16 protein-coding genes are annotated in these 17,284 nt (G+C 51.8%); 6 read left to right on the plus strand and 10 right to left on the minus strand.

All coding sequences use genetic code 11. The features are described 5' to 3' along the window. Positions 1 to 172: 172 nt before the first annotated feature. The gene (locus tag NR195_RS17235; RefSeq protein WP_010256955.1) at positions 173 to 397 is read right to left on the minus strand and encodes a DUF3606 domain-containing protein; all 225 of its coding nucleotides are present in this window, start codon (positions 395 to 397) and stop codon (positions 173 to 175) included. A gap of 368 nt (positions 398 to 765) precedes the next feature. On the opposite strand from NR195_RS17235, the gene NR195_RS17240 reads away from it, so the two are divergent. Together NR195_RS17240 and NR195_RS17245 are read left to right on the plus strand one after the other, a co-directional pair. Continuing rightward, the gene (locus NR195_RS17240) at positions 766 to 1,005 is read left to right on the plus strand and encodes a hypothetical protein (protein WP_022624236.1); all 240 of its coding nucleotides are present in this window, start codon (positions 766 to 768) and stop codon (positions 1,003 to 1,005) included. Between the two features lie 175 nt (positions 1,006 to 1,180). Further along, positions 1,181 to 1,669 carry an Hsp20 family protein gene (locus NR195_RS17245; protein ID WP_010256958.1) on the plus strand — a complete coding sequence of 163 codons (489 nt, stop codon included), beginning with the start codon at positions 1,181 to 1,183 and terminating at the stop codon, positions 1,667 to 1,669. A 73-nt stretch (positions 1,670 to 1,742) separates the two neighbouring features. Here NR195_RS17245 and NR195_RS17250 read toward each other — a convergent pair whose 3' ends face one another. The 3 genes from NR195_RS17250 to NR195_RS17260 all read right to left on the minus strand — a co-directional run bounded on the left by NR195_RS17250 (position 1,743) and on the right by NR195_RS17260 (position 4,302). Next, entirely contained in the window at positions 1,743 to 2,507 is a 765-nt protein-coding gene (locus tag NR195_RS17250; protein ID WP_010256962.1) for a MerR family transcriptional regulator, read from the minus strand. Positions 2,508 to 2,703: 196 nt separating this feature from the next. Beyond that, positions 2,704 to 2,913, minus strand: a complete 210-nt coding sequence (locus NR195_RS17255) for a CsbD family protein (protein WP_010256969.1) — start codon at positions 2,911 to 2,913, stop codon at positions 2,704 to 2,706. Positions 2,914 to 3,084: 171 nt separating this feature from the next. Further along, complete coding sequence (locus tag NR195_RS17260; protein ID WP_010256973.1) at positions 3,085 to 4,302, minus strand: diguanylate phosphodiesterase; 1,218 nt, start codon at positions 4,300 to 4,302, stop codon at positions 3,085 to 3,087. Between the two features lie 958 nt (positions 4,303 to 5,260). Between NR195_RS17260 and NR195_RS17265 the strand changes: the two genes are divergently transcribed. Further along, positions 5,261 to 5,494, plus strand: coding sequence for a hypothetical protein (locus NR195_RS17265; protein ID WP_060678836.1), 234 nt, complete (start codon positions 5,261 to 5,263; stop codon positions 5,492 to 5,494). 75 nt (positions 5,495 to 5,569) lie between these two features. On the opposite strand, the gene NR195_RS17270 is transcribed toward NR195_RS17265, so the two are convergent. Continuing rightward, the gene (locus NR195_RS17270) at positions 5,570 to 5,899 is read right to left on the minus strand and encodes a hypothetical protein (protein WP_031593089.1); all 330 of its coding nucleotides are present in this window, start codon (positions 5,897 to 5,899) and stop codon (positions 5,570 to 5,572) included. Positions 5,900 to 6,541: 642 nt separating this feature from the next. Between NR195_RS17270 and NR195_RS17275 the strand changes: the two genes are divergently transcribed. Both NR195_RS17275 and NR195_RS17280 read left to right on the plus strand, forming a co-directional pair. Further along, positions 6,542 to 8,200 (plus strand): methyl-accepting chemotaxis protein, encoded by a 1,659-nt coding sequence (locus tag NR195_RS17275; RefSeq protein ID WP_191924821.1) that lies wholly within the window; start codon positions 6,542 to 6,544, stop codon positions 8,198 to 8,200. Between the two features lie 603 nt (positions 8,201 to 8,803). Next, positions 8,804 to 10,729, plus strand: a complete 1,926-nt coding sequence (locus tag NR195_RS17280; RefSeq protein ID WP_256844757.1) for a methyl-accepting chemotaxis protein — start codon at positions 8,804 to 8,806, stop codon at positions 10,727 to 10,729. A 55-nt stretch (positions 10,730 to 10,784) separates the two neighbouring features. Here NR195_RS17280 and NR195_RS17285 read toward each other — a convergent pair whose 3' ends face one another. The 3 genes from NR195_RS17285 to NR195_RS17295 all read right to left on the minus strand — a co-directional run bounded on the left by NR195_RS17285 (position 10,785) and on the right by NR195_RS17295 (position 15,343). Next, the gene (locus NR195_RS17285; protein ID WP_256844758.1) at positions 10,785 to 11,585 is read right to left on the minus strand and encodes an MBL fold metallo-hydrolase; all 801 of its coding nucleotides are present in this window, start codon (positions 11,583 to 11,585) and stop codon (positions 10,785 to 10,787) included. Between the two features lie 77 nt (positions 11,586 to 11,662). Continuing rightward, positions 11,663 to 12,778 carry a metallophosphoesterase gene (locus NR195_RS17290; protein WP_154210793.1) on the minus strand — a complete coding sequence of 372 codons (1,116 nt, stop codon included), beginning with the start codon at positions 12,776 to 12,778 and terminating at the stop codon, positions 11,663 to 11,665. 237 nt (positions 12,779 to 13,015) lie between these two features. Beyond that, entirely contained in the window at positions 13,016 to 15,343 is a 2,328-nt protein-coding gene (locus NR195_RS17295; protein ID WP_256844759.1) for an FdhF/YdeP family oxidoreductase, read from the minus strand. 267 nt (positions 15,344 to 15,610) lie between these two features. On the opposite strand from NR195_RS17295, the gene NR195_RS17300 reads away from it, so the two are divergent. Further along, complete coding sequence (locus tag NR195_RS17300) at positions 15,611 to 16,141, plus strand: cyclophilin-like fold protein (protein WP_254920081.1); 531 nt, start codon at positions 15,611 to 15,613, stop codon at positions 16,139 to 16,141. Positions 16,142 to 16,314: 173 nt separating this feature from the next. Here NR195_RS17300 and yajD read toward each other — a convergent pair whose 3' ends face one another. Then, entirely contained in the window at positions 16,315 to 16,662 is a 348-nt protein-coding gene (yajD, locus tag NR195_RS17305) for an HNH nuclease YajD (RefSeq protein ID WP_003850685.1), read from the minus strand. A gap of 334 nt (positions 16,663 to 16,996) precedes the next feature. Beyond that, entirely contained in the window at positions 16,997 to 17,164 is a 168-nt protein-coding gene (locus NR195_RS17310) for a hypothetical protein (protein WP_009093121.1), read from the minus strand. Between the last annotated feature and the right edge of the window lie 120 nt (positions 17,165 to 17,284).

Below are 17,284 nucleotides of genomic sequence, written 5' to 3' on the forward strand. Positions count from 1 at the left end.
CAGAGACGGATCGCTATCCGCTGGTTGATCAGGAAGATAACCTATTAAAAATACAGGTAAAAGCCTGTAAAGATGAAGACCGGCAGATATGACCTGTCAGTGTACTCCTGACTGCTATAGGTCAATCCACCGCAAGACTGCCAGTAACGCGTCGCTTCAGAAAGTAATCAATTTAACCTTTCATGCCGTGTGTGAATTGTGTCGGACGACGTGGCGGCGGGTTTTGCTCCAGCCAGTCACGAACCTGTTCGGTCCGCGGCCCTCGCTCGCGGATCGCGCGTGTCAGCCTTTCCTGTGTTGTCCTCAGTTCCTGGGTCCAGTAGGTGATTTGCCACTGTTCACGAATTTCCACCTGCGACAGATCGTCGGGCGAGCGACGCTGGATAGGATTTTTCATTCATTATCCTCCTCTTTTTCAATGATGCTGCCTGAACATGACCCTCAGGCTATACCTCTATCCTGATGAAGAAAGGGCGCTTGAGGTAGCGGATTAATCCCTGAATGGCCCTTAAGGCAAATAACAGGATAATTCCTGGCAGGAGGAATAAAGCACTCTATGGAAATAGAAAAGTCTCCGTCAGGGCGAAATATGCCGCTTCGCTTATAAAAAAGCATGCATGATTTTTAAACCTGAAATTTGACATTTATTTAAAATAGTCAATTATTCTGTGGTCTTTTCGTTATGGCCGCTCTCAGGTTGCTTCGCTTTTATTGATGGCGAAGCGCTGTGCCTTTGCGGTTTAATCATGTTGAAGGAGTCTTTGTTTGGTGAATCGTCCCCCCAGGCCGCCTGTGGTCGTCCAGAGTAATGTGCGTGAACTTCGTCTTGCCGCCGGGCTCTCACAGCAGAGCGCTGCTGAGCGTTTTGACCTTAGCCTGCGCGTCTGGCAAACCAAAGAAGCCGCAGGTAACCCGACACTATTAAGTCAGGGAGAATATGAGTTGCTGTTATTACTGGCTGGCTGTCATCCCCATTTTGCTCTTGCACCTCAGAGCAAAAAGTAACGGCTGCGTTAATACCCTGAAATTTATTTCTGTGGTAACCGGCTGTCTGATAACGGTAAAAAAATTATATTTACCAACTTGAAAACTGACTACTGATCCCTATTTATAGAGATGATCGGAAATATGATACCGATCAGATGAACTTTTGGATGAACCTGTTCAGGAGATTATCACCATGTCAGTACAACAATTTTCAGTGTTCCCTTCGCTGTCTGATTCAGTCTTTTCAGACCGCTTTAACCGCATCGATAAATTGTTCAGTCAGCTTACTGGCGACAGCCCGGTAACGTCGGTTCCCGCTTACGATCTGCAACGGGTAGAGGATAATCGCTATGCGTTGACCGTCAGTGTACCTGGCTGGAAAGAGCATGAACTGGAGATCGAGTTACGAGGCGGACGGCTTTCAGTGGCCGGTCACAGAGAGAAACCGTCACAGGAAGCGTCTGGCGAGGCCCGGGAAGAGAACACCAGCTGGATCCACCGCGGCATTTCCCGACACGATTTCCAGCTGAGCTTTTCCATTCCAGAGCACATGAAGGTCACCGGAGCCAGCCTGGCGGAGGGTCTGCTTAGCATTGATCTGATCCAGGAAATACCGGAGAGCGAGAAACCGCGCCGTATCCCGATTGCGATCGGCGGTCAGCGTACTCTTGAACATCAGTAACATGAACAGGGCGGAAACGGCACAGGCTGTTTCCGCCTTTTTATTCACTGGCAGGTAAGAAAGTCAAAAGAGTTCAGGCGCTGGCTGCCATAAGGCTGATTTGCGACGGTAAGCCGGTATTCGTTCCGGTCAGCATGATCGGTTCACCCGCCTCAAGACTGGAGTGAAATGCAGCCTTCATCGATGCACTGATACCATCACCACACCACATCAGATGATGCTCAAAGCGGCGTTGCGCCACGGCGGGGATACCTGACGCATCTGCTGCAACTTCAACCCGAAAGCCCTGTCCGTTAAGCCGTATCGCTTCCATCCAGATCTCGGTTTCATCTGTGACGCTGACTGCTTCAAGAAACAGCGGTACGGTGCTGCGTCGTTGTGAGGCCAGCGCCAGGCGCTCCCACTGACTGACTACCGCTGAATGAAAGCGCTGCTGGCGCCGCGCCGCACCTTCGCTGAGGTCAGTGCGCAGCCAGAGGTTGAGCGGCCGCAGGTAGCGATTAACATAATCATCACCACAATAGTCGGTATTCATCATCTGTAGTTCGCGATCAACATCTGCGTCCGTATTATGCGCCAGCAGATGCAACATATCCTCTTCCCGGCAGGCCCAGCCGCCAGGCAGCGCAACGCTGGGCCAGTTAAATGCAGTATGGATATCAAAGAGCGTATGGCCCCCAGAGGTCATTTCACGCACACAGAGCGCACGCGTAAGCTGATTATCTGAGTAACCAGCAGGGCCAGGCGGCGTTATCAGCCCGGCACGGCGCCAGCGGCGCAGAGTTTCAGGAAGAACACCGACGAGACCACATACGGTGTCGGTAGAGTGCTGAGGCATAATTGATATCCGGAAGGCATTGAGATCCCATGAACAGGGAAGATGACGCAGTATGCGCGTCAGGAATAAATAAAGAAACAATCATTTCCATAATCTGCCGGTGTATCGGGTGCAGAGATGGCAGTGGGTGAGGGGGGATTAAACAGGGCTACAGAGCAGGTGCCGGACGCAGAGACGCCCGGCGATTAAGAACGCATTACCAGTGGTACTTGTTGGAATCTTCCCACTCTTTCACTTCTTTTTCGGCACGATCTTTCTCGTAGCCGTAGCGTTCCTGAATTTTACCGACCAGCTGATCGCGCTTCCCTTCTACAACGGTCATATCGTCATCCGTAAGATCACCCCATTTTTCCTTAACTTTACCTTTAAACTGCTTCCAGTTACCGCCAATGCGATCTTCGTTCATGGTGACTCTCCCATTTCCGGTTGTTATCCAGTGACCTGATGAATATCTGTGTTGCCTGAAGGCTGTCAGATGAATCAAGCATGGCACAGCTTTTGCCTTTTGCAGCGAAGCGGTGTGAGCCGCATCAAATTATGGGCAAAAGGGAAGGAAAGGGGATTATCACGGCGGGGTCTATTCCGGGCGTCGTGCTGGCCAGCTTACTGCAGGCAGGGCATTGAGGGCTGGACGGGCAAACAGAAAGCCCTGGTAATAGCGTACCCCGGCACCTTCCAGCCAGAGCCACTCTTCAATTTTTTCAACCCCTTCCGCAATAACCGTAATTTCCAGCGCCTGACAGCATTTAATGATGGCCATCACTATCGCCTGACGCGGTCCACTGCGGTGGATATCGGTGATCAGCTTGCGATCGATTTTAACTTTGTCGGGTTGGAAATCGGCTAACAGCGACAGGCCGGCGAAACCGGCGCCAAAATCGTCGAGCGCCAGGCTGATCCCGGCCGCTTTCAGCTGCTGGACAGCAAATTGGAATGCGTCGAAGCGCGAGATGATCTCATCTTCGGTCACCTCAACCACCACCTGCTCTGGTCGCAATCCCTGCTGCCTGATCTGCTGGATAAGATGTTCAACAGCATCATCGATTACCACCAGCGACATGGGCAGCAGATTGACGGAGAGCGTTTGCTCGCGCAACCCCAGATGCCTGGCCAGCTGGAAAGCGTAGGTTTTAGAGTGCAGATCGCCCTGATAGCGCTCGCTTTCTGGCAATTGCGAAAAGTAATCAGCGGGCGATGCGCCGTGCTGGCCACGTATCAAGGCTTCACAAGAGACAATCCGGCGATTCGCTGTATCCACAATAGGCTGTAGCGCAAATTCACAACGCTGACCCGGTGCCGGTTGCCAGGCTGGCTGAGATTCGGAGGTGACGGGTGTTGTCAGCGTCCACTGACTGGCAGGATCAATTTTGATAAACGTCTCTTTATCCCGCCCCTCGACGAAAGAACGCAGGAACTTCACCACCCGGTCATCTCTGATCCGTTCATCACTCAGGGTAACCCGCTTAAGCAGGGCATCCACTACGGTGTGTTTCTGATAATCACGTAAATCAAATAAGGCCATACCGGCATGACCGAAGCGACGCGCAGGGGCGTAATCCCGCATCAGCTCAATCAGGTTAAAATGCCGCTCATCCTGACTGATACGCTGGAAAACCGTGTGAACGTTGTCGACGCTACCCTCCAGCACCTGAAAAAAGTGCTGTCCGTCATAGAGCAGTATCCCGGTGACTTCAGCCTCAGCATTTTTGATACTGGCGCGCTCCACCAGCGCTTTCAATCTCTCTGGCGAGACAGAACCCGCAAGCTGGCTACGGTAAATAAGGGTGGAGAGCATAATCAGACTCACGTGGCAGAAAGTTACTGATTAAACATATCACAGAAATATTGCTGGTTAAGGGCACAACTACGACCATTATGCCGTTATATTTGCAGCATTAATTTAATCGTAGATTCAGGTAGTACTAAAGGATTCGACAATCAGGACATCAGATCGCAGTGCGGCAATAACCGGGCATAGAAATGAAGGGAAAAGAAAAACCCCCATAAAATCGGGGGCGAACAGCAGATATAGCGCATTATTATAACGTTACAGCTTCCCTGGTGAGGCGCTGGTCAATCTGATATTGCCAGATTATTACGCACTTTTTATTCTCCTTACCACGTCATTCTGGCGAGGCTTTTAAGCGGGTAAAAATCCGTTTATTTGCTATTTCGGAAAATTGTTTTGAGATTCAATCCACTGTTTCAGGCTTCAGGCGATGTCAGCACAACCAATGAATTATCAGGTTACAAATCAACCACTTTTCCAGACACTCCCTTAACGTCATCAGCACAGTAGTCAGCAACGCATGAACGTTGTCGGTCTGCAGAGACAATCAGATGTTGATATCTGCCTTATCTGAAAAAAGTGCCCCCTGTAAAAGGGGGCAAGGGTAGGAGTCAGATCGCTCTGTAAAAGAAGTGGATTTCATTACAGAGCCATTCAAAGATAGGGCAAAAACGATGTTTATGCCGCTACGGTTAACTCTTTTTTTAATTAGATATCAAACAATTAATAAACTAACAATATTTAATGGCTATTTAAATCAATAGTTTAATCAGATATGAAAACGATTTCTAAGATTAGGATTAAAGTCCTGTTTCGGCTGCTGCTTCTGCTATAAATGGCCACAATTAAGCCATTGCTTAGCGATCTGAGAGTGGTACACAGAGCAGGCTTGACCGTTTAAAAGAATAATTGTACTGTTCATGCATACAGTATTTTGTCGGTTGAGAGCCGGTGTGGGGTAGAGATGTCACAGGATGATGAGGTCTGGTCAGCATTCAGAGAGGCGATGAGGCGGGATGATACCGGTCAGTGCACAGTGAGTACCCGGGATTTTGTGGCTGAACTGGAACAACGCAACTCACCTCACACGCTTCGGGCCGCGAATACGTGGATAGAGATGCATATCACGACTTTCAGTGATATCTCAATTGAGCCCGGGGAATGTCGGCTGTTCCAGGTGCCTGCGGCGCGTGATTAAAACGTGCCGCAGCGCAGACAGGATAATAAAGCGTTTCAGCCTGCCCGCTGTAACAGGTTCAGGCTGAAGCAGGCATCAGAGCCTGGATGTGTTCCGACGCATGTCAGACCGATCCTGGAATTTAGGATTCGCGGGGTAGCTCTTCTCGCACGCCATGCGCGCCAGATTCAATGCGACTTTGCGTTTTTTAAGCTTTAACTTCGGCAACCACTCTTTGAACTGTGCCGTTAGCGACGCTGCCTGCTGCTCGTTGGTGACACGACAGATAAATAGCTTGCTCTTGGTCTGACGACTGACATCAATGGCATAGATCTCTACACCTGCGCTGCACACTTCATATTCAACATCCGTAAACTGCATGTGTGGCCAAAGACCGGTTCTGGTTTCAAATGTGGCTAAATCCATGACGACTACCTTTTTTTATTTTAAGCGTTATTGCTACCCAACAGACTAAAGCCTGGTCGGGCCAGTGAGCATAGACCAGATTCAGCATTCCGCCAGCGATTTCACTGATTTAATCTGGCCCTGACACAAAAGGCTAAAATCTCCCACCGTCGCCTGTTATCTGACAGGTAGCCAGTCATCCTCTTATCAGAAAATCTGATGCCATACTGTCATGCTGGTTTTTCACCCCTTCAGCTCTTCAGCTTTACAAGCCCTGCCTTTGCTGCGTCTGCGACGGTATCCCACGAATTTAAATCGCCTTCTCCTTAACAATTATCGTCAGCATCGCTGTTGAATTAGCGGGCTAATTATCAGATCCAAATGAATGGCTGCTTCCGCTTCATTGTGACCATCCGGCAGTGGAAATCTTCTGACAGGAGATGTGGCAAATTTATCTCAGATGATGAGATGTAAAAAGGTGTGTCAAAATAAAAATGAATAAATGGCAGAGTAGTGTTCTGGCTAGTTCACTCTGTACCATTCGCAAGGAAAAATAAAAAAATATATTCGCCATGCTTAATTAAAGCCCTGCAGACAAGAGCCGATAAGAACGATCCAACTTTAAATTATGTCCAGATTATTCTTTTTTTGCCGGGGGCAAGTATGACTATTACACAACGTCTGGTATTGATTTTCTCACTGCTTGCAATGTCACTGATTGCGCTGGTGATTATCTCTTTATCAGTAATTTCGGGCTTTCAATCCCGCTTTGAATATGTACAGATGAACGCAATACCCAGCATTCGCGATCTCAATAAATCGATCAGCGTGACCAATCAGTTGGGTATTGCGCTTTATCGCCACCACAGCACCAGCGATGCGGCAAAATTCCCTGCTGCGGAAGAGCGCATTGAGAATCTGCTTACGCAGATTAAGTCGCTCAATGATTACTACATGGCTAACGACATCTCGAACGATGAAGACAAAGCGATGACGGAACAGGCCTATAAAAATCTGGATGCGGTCCGCAGCGCATTGCCGGCATTTCTTGCCGCGTCACGCGCCCATAATGATGCGGTCACGCTGCCGTTATTGCAGAGTGAGGGCGGTATTGGTGCCGCATCCCGTAAGATGGAAGCGGATTTCACTCGTCAGATTCAGCTGAATATCGATATTGGCGAACAGCTCAGGGCGGAGAACAAGCGCGTTTATAGCCAGACCCTGTGGGCGATGTCTGGCGGATCGCTGCTGCTTATTCTGATACTGGCCGGTTTCTCCACTAAGGTGATTCTCGGCATCAAAAAGAGCCTCTCAGGCATGGTCAATACCATGACGCAGGTGAGTCATACCCTCGACCTGACTCATACCGCGGAGGTCCGCAGTAAGGATGAGATCGGCAAAACGGCGATGGCATTTAATCAGCTGCTGGCACGCGTCTCCGGCACGTTGCTTTCCGTCAGTCACGCCGCGCAATCGGTGAGTACCGGATCAACGCAGATAGCGGCGGGCAACGAAGATCTCTCTGCACGCACGGAAGAACAGGCGGCTTCTCTGGAGCAAACCTCAGCCAGCATGGCGACACTGAGCGAAACGGTGCGACAGAACTCAGAAGGTGCGCAACAGGCCAGCAGCCTGGCAAATAACGCGAATCACATGTCAATCCAGAATGGGACGGCGGTGAAGCAGATGCTCAGCACCATGGATGAAATCCGCGCCAGCTCTGCCAAAATCTCTGAAATTACCGGACTGATTGAAGGCATCGCGTTTCAGACCAATATTCTGGCGCTGAATGCGGCAGTCGAGGCAGCGCGTGCAGGCGAGCATGGTCGCGGCTTCGCCGTTGTTGCCTCTGAAGTGCGCAATCTGGCGCAGCGCTCCTCTTCTGCCGCCCGTGAAATTAAGGATCTTATCTCAACATCGGTTTCACAGGTCGAGCACGGTTTAGAGCAGGCCAGCGGCGTTGGATCTAACAGTGAAAATGTCCGTCAGGCGATTCAGCAGGTGGCCGATCTGGTCAATGAGATTGCGGCGGCTACCTCTGAGCAGAGTAAAGGCATTGAACAGGTTCATCAGGCCATTGGCCAGATGGATGAAGTGACGCAACAGAACGCCTCGCTGGTGGAAGAGGCCTCATCCGCCTCTAAGTCGCTGCAGGAGCAGGCAGAAACGCTGTCGGGGCTGGTGGCGACCTTTAAGCTGGAAAGCAACCACCGTGCAGTACAGTCGCAGCAGACCGCTGCAGTACGGCGTCCGGTATTACACACAAAGCAGCCTGAGCACCAGACCATCGACCTGACTAAGGCGAACTGGGAAAGTTTTTAATAGTTGAGCAGTAACTTAAGGGCCTCCACAATGTGGGGGCTTTTTTTTATCTTAAATCAAAATAAATAAAGCGGCTTTTCCTGAAATAAATATAATATGAAATCGATTTCATTTTAAAATCGCAAATAACTCTTTAGGGTTATAAGGTTTAAATTGAAATTGGCCGGGCGTAGATATTTGTTTTGACAGTCTGGTGATAATGAGTCAGATACAGGCAGGGTGTCAGTTATCGGCTATTCATGACGCAACTTGAATTTCTTTATCTTCAAAACAATAACGCTGAAGTCAGGCTTGTGGCTTAATGATTTTTGCCAGGTGTTTTTATTTCAATTTTATGATTTTTAAGGGTATTTTTCAAGTTTGGCTTAGGTGAATATTGAAGTAAATATTGTCATTTTATTCACTGTAAAATAACGCAGCGCAATCTATACTCCCTTCCGTGTTATATGTACTTCTGATTTTTTTACGAAACTCCTTTCTTCATAGCGACATTGTGCTGCATGAGGCATCTCTGGCTATGTCAAAGAAACGGTAAAAATAATATTACGAAAGCTATTTCGTGCGCTACACACCTGCACGTCTCACACATCAGAGCGGAAAAGAATGAAAAAAATACTCGACCGGATTAATTTGCCAGCGAAATTCCTGTTACTCGGATCCTTTGCGCTGGTGCTGTTTATTTTACCCACCTTTCTGTTTATTCAGACGGGCAACCAGCTTATCGATACAAAGAAAGTTGAGCTCACCGGGATTCCGGTTGAGAAAAAAGTTCTTCAGTTACTTAACCTGCTACAGCGTCATCGGGCTGAAAGCGCAATCGCAATTGGCCAGAATAAACCAGATAACCCGCCGCGTATGGCATTAGTGACCCAGATTAATAGTCTGTCTGAGAGCATTGCTGCCGATTTGCGCCAAAGCGATGAGCAGGCGCAGCCATTAAAGCGCCTTGAGCAGGTTAATCAGGAGTGGCGTCAGTTACAGGAGGACCTCAATGGCGGCCGACTGACGCTGGCGAGCAGCCTGACGAATCATACTCATCTGATTCAGGTGCTGCTGGACACCAATCAGGATGTGCTGGATTTTTATCAACTTTCACTGGATGCCGATTTAAATACCTACCAGCTTATTGTCAGTATCTTTAGTCGCCTGCCGCTGCTCACTGAAACGCTGGGACAGATTCGCGGCAATGGTGCCTCGCTGATTGCCAGCGGTAAAGTATCTGATGCCGAGCGTAGTCGTCTGGCTTTTCAGCTTGATAATGGCAAAACGGCACTGTCGCAATTCAGCAGCAATATGGAAAAGGTGTTTATGATCGAACCTGATCTTAAAGCGACCTTTGGTGATCTGGCGCAGAATGCGAAACAGCAGGCCCTGAGTGCATTGCAACTGGCTGAAGGCGCTATCGTAACCGGACAGGTCAGCATTACGCCGGTTGAATACGTGCGGGTCTTAACTGAGGCGATTAACCGCTACGGCATGCTGGGTAATCAGAGCAGCGATCGACTGCAGGGATTACTGCTATCGCAAATTGATGAGCGTCGTCAGGGACAGTATCTGTTACTGGCAGGTCTGTTTGCTGTCGCGCTGCTGGCCATTCTGCTGGCCGTCATGATTACCCGTTCAGTGACCCGTCCGGTTAAAGAAGCGGTCGAAGTTGCCAGCCGCGTCGCGGCGGGCGATCTGACGGCACAGCTGAACGTTTCCGGCAGCAATGAGATGGCTGAGCTGCTGAATGCACTGATGCGGATGCAGCAGCGTCTTGCTCAGCTGGTGTCGGATATCAAAGGTAACGCGGCTACCATCGCCAACTCCTCAGAAGAGATTGCCCGTGGCAATGGCGATCTGTCGTCGCGCACCGAGCAACAGGCGGCTTCACTGGCTGAAACGGCTGCCAGCATGGAGCAGCTGGCGGCAATCATTCAGCAGAACGCGGATAACACGCGCTTTGCCTCTGCCCGTGCAGAATCTGCCACGCAGGCTGCACTCTCCAGTGGTGCAGCGATGGATTCGGTGATGGAGACCATGCACAAAATTCGTGGCAGCTCAGGTAAAATTGAAGAGATTACCTCGGTGATCGACAGTATCGCCTTCCAGACCAACATTCTGGCACTGAATGCGGCCGTGGAAGCAGCACGCGCCGGTGAGCAGGGTAAAGGTTTTGCGGTTGTTGCATCGGAAGTGCGGGCACTGGCACAACGTTCAGCCAGTGCAGCTAAAGAGATCAAAGGTCTGATTGAGCAGTCGGTCGGCCACGCGCAGGAAGGGATCGCCATGGCGCAGAACGCTGGCGATAAGGTGAAACAGAGCGTCAGCGCCATTGAACAGACCTCTCAGCTGATGCGCGACATCACTTCTTCATCCGAAGAGCAGAGCAGTGGCATCTCGCAGGTCAATATTGCGGTGAACCAGATGGATCAGGTGACGCAGCAGAACGCCGTGCTGGTAGAAGAGTCGGCCTCCTCAGCTGATGAACTCGCCGCGCGCGCAGGGCAGTTACGTACGATGGTTGCGGTGTTCCAGACCGCATAATGGTGTTAAACAGCCGCCTGTGGGCGGCTGTTCTCTTCTCAGCGTTTATTCCGCGCTACGCCTGATGATCCTGCAGACAGGCCAGATACTTCTCTCCCGACCGCATCACCTTCTCTTTTGCCTGCTGATGGATATCCTGCCCTTCAAACGCGCCATACAGTTGCCCGAATGTCACGCCGGAGAGCCTATGCAGTATGTCGCCTACCGTAGCGGCTGACAGCGGCAGCATATTCGGGTAGCTCCACATAAACGACACGCCATGCGCACCCGGCGTGACCTGGATAATATCACCCGCCAGAATCACCCCTTCTCCTTCGTCCCAGTGCAGCACGCTGCCGCCGGGAAAATGGCCGCCCAGCCGTAACAGCGTCACAGAGGGCATCAGCGTCAGCGACTCGCCCTGCCATAACTGGATATGCGGACTCTTCCGCACAATCCATTGGCGATCGCGGGCGTGCAGATGAATGGGCGCATTAAACGCTTCAGCCCACTCCTGCATGGTGGTGTAGTAGTGCGGATGTGAAATCGCGATAGCATCAATGCCGCCCAGCGCCGCGATCAGCGTGTAGGTAGCATCATCAAGATTGGCAATGCAGTCCCACAGTACGTTGCCATGCGGCGTGCGCAGCAGAAAAGCGCGCTGATTGATGGCAAACTCAGGCACGGTTTTAAGACTTAACAGCGCATCGCTGTGAGCCGTCCACTTATTGGCGTGGCTGGCGCGCAGTTCATCAAACGCGAGCCAGCGCTGACCGGCGGCTGGAACGTACTGGCGTTCATCATCACAGATTTTACAGTGCTGATGAGTGGAATGAGCGGGATAAGCCGTTCCGCAGGCGGTACATAACATCGTCATGGTGATCTCCTTTGTCTCACTCAATCTTATGCACACCTGCGAAAACCGCACTTTCCTGAGGCTATTTCTTCACACGATTACGGCTGGCGGCGAAGGGTAATCCGGGTGAGTTCTGAGGGACGACCCAGCCTCACCGCCATGCCTGGCCAGAGTGCCGTGCCGTTATTCACATAGAGCTGCATTCCGCCGACCTGATAAAGCCCGGAAACAAACCCGGCGTTAGGTTTAGCAAACAGCCTGTCCAGCCCGATAATCAGGCCGCCATGTGTATGTCCTGAGAGCTGCACATCCACGCCCTGCGCTGCGTTCTGGCGTGCATTGCGTGGCTGGTGATCCAGCAGGATTACCGGCGCGTTTTCAGGTGCCTGTTCCAGCGCGTGGGCCAGATCCGGGCCGACCGCGTTTCTGCCGGGTGCGGAGGCGTCCGGCAGGCCGGCAATCACCAGCTTTGCAGTTCCGCGCTGGATCACGGTATGGCTGTTGAGCAGAGGTTGCAGACCCAGTGAGGCCAGATGCGCCGTCCAGATTGCCTGATGGAAGAAATATTCGTGGTTGCCGGTAATAGCCCATACGCCGTCAGGCGCTGCCAGCCCGCGCAGCGGCGCAACGTCCTGTCGTCGATGCGCCAGGCTGCCATCGATCACATCGCCCGTGACCACAATCAGATCGGCTTTGAGAGACATTGCCCGTTCAACCATTGCGGCGGTCCAGGCCGCATTAAACAACCGGGTAATATGCAGGTCGGTCAGCTGCAGCAGCTGATAGCCATCGAACTCAGCGGGCAGGTTGGGCAGCGCAAGGGTCACCTCTTTGACTGGCGGCACCCGTATCGCCTGCTGAACGCCAAAGGCAGCCAGCCCCATCGCCAGCACTACGGCCAGATAGCGAACACCGGGAACCAGCTCCAGCGGATGACGCAACAGCAGGGCAATCAGCATGAACGCATCCATCAGCATCTGAAGCAGCGCCAGCAGCAGCACGGTGCTGTACGCCCAGTTAAACAGAATGATGATGATGCGGGGCATTTCAGCGGAGAAGATCCCGCCCGAGGTAAAACGGCTCACCAGAAGATATTGTGACGCCAGCAGCACCAGAGCGGAGAGCAGGATCTTTACAACAAGTGGCAGGGACAAAGGAATAATGACGCGCGCAATTACATACCAGCTGGGTAAGCTGAAAATCAGGTGAAACATGGCATTTTTCCGGTAGGGCGCTGAACATCTGCGCAGGCAAAAAAGAGTCGATCGTTTATAGAGCCGTTTTCAGGACTGTAGTGTATATGATGTTACCGTCAGGCTTGCTTCACGTCGGGTGCTTTACAGGCGGTAAAGCAGGCAGAGAGGATCGATAAAACTTCAGGGCGCAATAATGAAAACAGCGTGACCGGAGCACCGGCCACGCTGGCAACATTCACGTATTGAGCCGCCTGACTAGCGTAAAACGCCTGAGGTCGTCCGGGTCTCGTCAGTTACACGAGTCATGGATATCGGAATGCTTTTATAGGCGGGAATGCCGCTTTTGGTATCGTGGCTGTCAAGCGGAACCATCACATTGGCCTCCGGATAGTAAGCGCCGACCGAACCTGGGGCCATATCAATAATCACGATGGTCAGGTTTTTCATCTGGCGCGAAGTGGGATTGCCATCCGGGTCCAGCGCCATCAGATCGACACGGTCACCGACCCGTAACTGTCGCTTCTCCGCCTCTTCTGCATTGATAAACAGCACATCGCGGCGGCCTGTCACGCCACGATAGCGGTCATTCAGCCCGTAAAGCGTGGTGTTGTACTGATCGTGACTGCGCAGGGTAGTGAGCACCAGATCATGGCACTTCAGTGACCGGGGATCTTCATTGATGCCCTGCATTACTTTAAACTGCGCACGGCCAGATGGCGTCAGCCAGACGCGCTCTGATGCGGCGTTATAGAGCCGGAATCCACCCGGATGCTTAATCCTCTCATTGAAGTTTTCAAACGCTGGGAACACCGCTTCAATGGCATCGCGGATGCGGCTGTAATCGGCTGCCATGGCTGACCAGTCAACCACGCTGTCCGGCAGCGTTGCCTTCGCCAGTGAGGCGACCAGCGCCGGTTCAGACTTAAGATGGGGTGAGGCGGGATCCAGCGAACCGCGTGAGGCATGCACCATCGACATCGAATCTTCCACGGTGACGCTCTGCGCGCCGGTTGCCTGAACATCGGTCTCTGTTCGGCCCAGCACCGGCAGCAAATAATTATGTTTACCCAGTAACAGGTGCGAGCGGTTCAGTTTGGTCGCCATATGCACCACCAGATCAAGATTGCGCATCGCCGGGAATGTGACCTGGGGATCGGAAATCGCTTCCGCCAGGTTGCCGCCCAGACAAAGCAACGCTTTGGCTTTGCCGTCGCGCATCGCCTTTATTGCCTCAATGGCGCCGTGACCATGCTTCTGCGGCGGGCGGAAACCAAACACCCTCTCTATGCCATTCAGCAGCGACTGCGGCGGGATCTCTGTTATGCCCACTGTGCGATCGCCCTGCACATTTGAGTGACCGCGTAACGGACAAATACCTGCACCCGGCTTGCCGATATTGCCGCGCATCAGCAGCAGGTTAGCGATTTGCTGCACGTTCTGAGTGCCGTACTGGTGCTGGGTAATTCCCATGCCATAACAGATGATGGTACGTTCAGCGCTGGCGTACAGCCGGGCGATATGCTGGATTTCCTCACGCGCCATGCCCGAGACTTTCAGGATATGCTCCCAGTCTGTGCTTTCCAGGTCGGCTTTCAGGGCGTCAAAGCCTTCAGTGTGCTCAGTAATAAATGCTTCATCAATGACGCCGGGTTCGCCTTTGCTCAGCGCCTCCTCGTGCATAGTGAGCAGGATCTTCATCACCCCTTTCAACATCGCTGCGTCACCGCCCACCCTGACCTTGTAGTAGGTCGATGCCAGCTCAGTGGAGCTCATTGACAGCATCTCAATCGGGCTCTGCGGCGAAGTAAAGCGCTCCAGGCCACGTTCACGCAGCGGGTTGATCGCCACAATAGTGGCACCGCGTTTCGACACTTCCCGTAGCGTGCCCAGCATGCGCGGATGGTTGGTACCTGGATTGTGACCGATACAAAGCACCAGGTCGCAGTGATCAAAATCTTCCAGCTCTACCGTCCCTTTGCCGACGCCAATTGACTCCGGCAGCCCGACACTGGTCGGTTCATGGCACATGTTTGAGCAGTCAGGGAAGTTATTGGTGCCATATTCGCGTGCGAAAAGTTGCCACAGAAACGCCGCTTCATTCGAGGCGCGTCCCGAGGTATAAAACTCTACGCTGTCCGGATCGTCGTAGCTGCGCAGATGCTCTCCAATCTCCCGGAACGCCGTCTCCCATTCGATGGGCTGATAGGTATCCGTAGCGGCATCGTACTTCATCGGATGGGTCAGGCGGCCTTCGCCCTCCAGATGCAGTGCGCTGCGTTCCCACAGTTCAGTCACGGTATGAGCGGCAAAAAATTCCGGTGTAGTGCGTTTGCTGGTGGCTTCCCAGGAGACGGCTTTTGCGCCGTTTTCGCAGAACTCAAAGGATGAGGCATGTTGCGGGTCGGGCCAGGCGCAGCCCGGACAGTCAAAGCCCTGCGGCTGGTTGACTTTAAACAGGGCGATCACATCCTGTTTCACAGACATCTGGCCGCGGATAGCATCGGCAACCGCCTTCAATGCGCCCCAGCCTCCGGCGGCACCCCCATAAGGAGCGATGCCATTTGTGCGATTTTGCTCTTTCATAATGCTCCACATTGTCTCTGTTGTTATTTGTTAAGCCTGGTACAGAAATAGTTGCAACAACGTGGAAACCGGCTGTTATTCAGGGAAAATATTTCTCAAAATGTTTCGACAGTCCGAAACGTAAGCCGCAAATCAGTTCAGCACATCAGATGAAGCGCAGCGCATCCAGGCTGTTGCAGAATAAGCGGTGCGCGAGTTCCGCCGACAGGAGGATGATGCAGGGAAAGGGTGAAGGATAAATCTTTACCATCAGATAACGGCGGGTAAGTGAGCCAGTTTATTCAGGGCTGGACGGCGATCGCAGTAACGCACTCCATGTCTGAACAGATGCACCATAATCCGAAGAGCAACCTTATGAAAAGAGCCTTACTTTTTCTGGTCTTACTTTCCACCTATAGTCTGATACCCGCTAAAGCCAGTGGCCCGGTTCGGGCAGGAGAGCTGCGTCCCATGAAGATTATTATGACGATCAACCATCAGTCGTATGAGATTGCGCTGGCGGATAACGCCACCGCGAAAGCATTTGTACAGCAACTCCCGCTGACCATGACGATGGAGGAGCTGAACGGCAATGAGAAGTTTGCAGACCTGCCTGCTGCTCTTAATAGCGATCCGCATAAACCCGGCACGATCCAGCAGGGCGATGTGATGCTGTATGGCAATAAGACGCTGGTTCTTTTTTACGAGACATTCCAGAGCTCCTATAGCTACACGCCAATAGGAAAGGTACTGTCGACAGATAGCCTCAAAAAGCGTGTCGGTGAGGGGGGGATTGACGTACGGTTCTCCCGGCCATGACTGATATCAAAATCTGAAATAACCGGCTGGTAAAAGATTCATATCGCGCTGAGTCTGGCCAGGGTGGCATCTGGCACGACGGACTACACTGCGTTCTGGCCGCGGCCAGACGTTGTGATCCTCTTCGGGAAGCGAGACTGCCAGGCCGGTCGGCCAGCCTGACAGTTCAGTCATTACTTCTTCTTATTCAGCATCGACTTCAGGTCAGCAAAGGGATTGTAGGTAGCTTCACCGACATCTTTTTGTGCGTCCTCACCAGCCACTACACGGGTGCCATACTGGTCAGCCTCGGTGTACTTTGAGTGCTCGTGGTCATGACAATAGAGACACAACAACTCCCAGTTACTGCCATCTTCCGGGTTGTTGGTGTGGTCGTGATCGATATGGTGAACCGTCAGTTCGCGCAGGTTTGAATAAACAAACTCGCGTGAGCAACGTCCACACACCCACGGATAGATTTTAAGTGCTTTCTCACGGTAGCCGCTTTCCAGCCGCGTGTAGTTTTTAGGGATCAAAGCCATTGCCGGGATAACCTGTTATGCAGAGAAAATTTCACGATAGTGATGCCAATATATCCCATAACAGAACAGAAGAAGAAATCATCGTGTTCCGCGGGACGGGAGGCTTTAAAATCCAGAGGGTTAGCTGAAAATCCGCGTAGCCGCCTTATATGATTTTTCCAGCACGTCTCGCAATCCTGAATAACTGCCGGGCCTGTGAGAAGGCACAAAATCCTGTCGCTGTGATGAAAACTCAAAAATGATATATCTCTAAGCTCCCGCTCACGCTAACCCAATTAATCAGCAGGATAGCGCCCAAAACATCCCTGTTTACCGCTTTGCTTAAAAAATGACATCAAATGTAATGCATGACACCATAAACGGCCCAGAAAATGGCGTTAGCACCCAGATAAGTCCAGCATCCCCAGTAGGCTATGGGTTCACGACGGGTGCGGAGTTTAGGCAGGAAGGCCAGTAAATAGAGGGCAGAGGCGATGAGCGAAACGAAGTAGAAAAATTTCATGGTTTTCTCCTGATCAATATCCTTTATTTGAGAATAGTCAGGGCTCACCATTTTGCTTAATGCATCAGCAGATTCGTTATGGATCGGCTTTCTCTTTGATGCCCACATCGGATGTCAGCA

It is taken from the genome of Pantoea sp. Ft-CA_14 (assembly GCF_024520875.1).
Lineage (GTDB): Bacteria > Pseudomonadota > Gammaproteobacteria > Enterobacterales > Enterobacteriaceae > Pantoea > Pantoea agglomerans.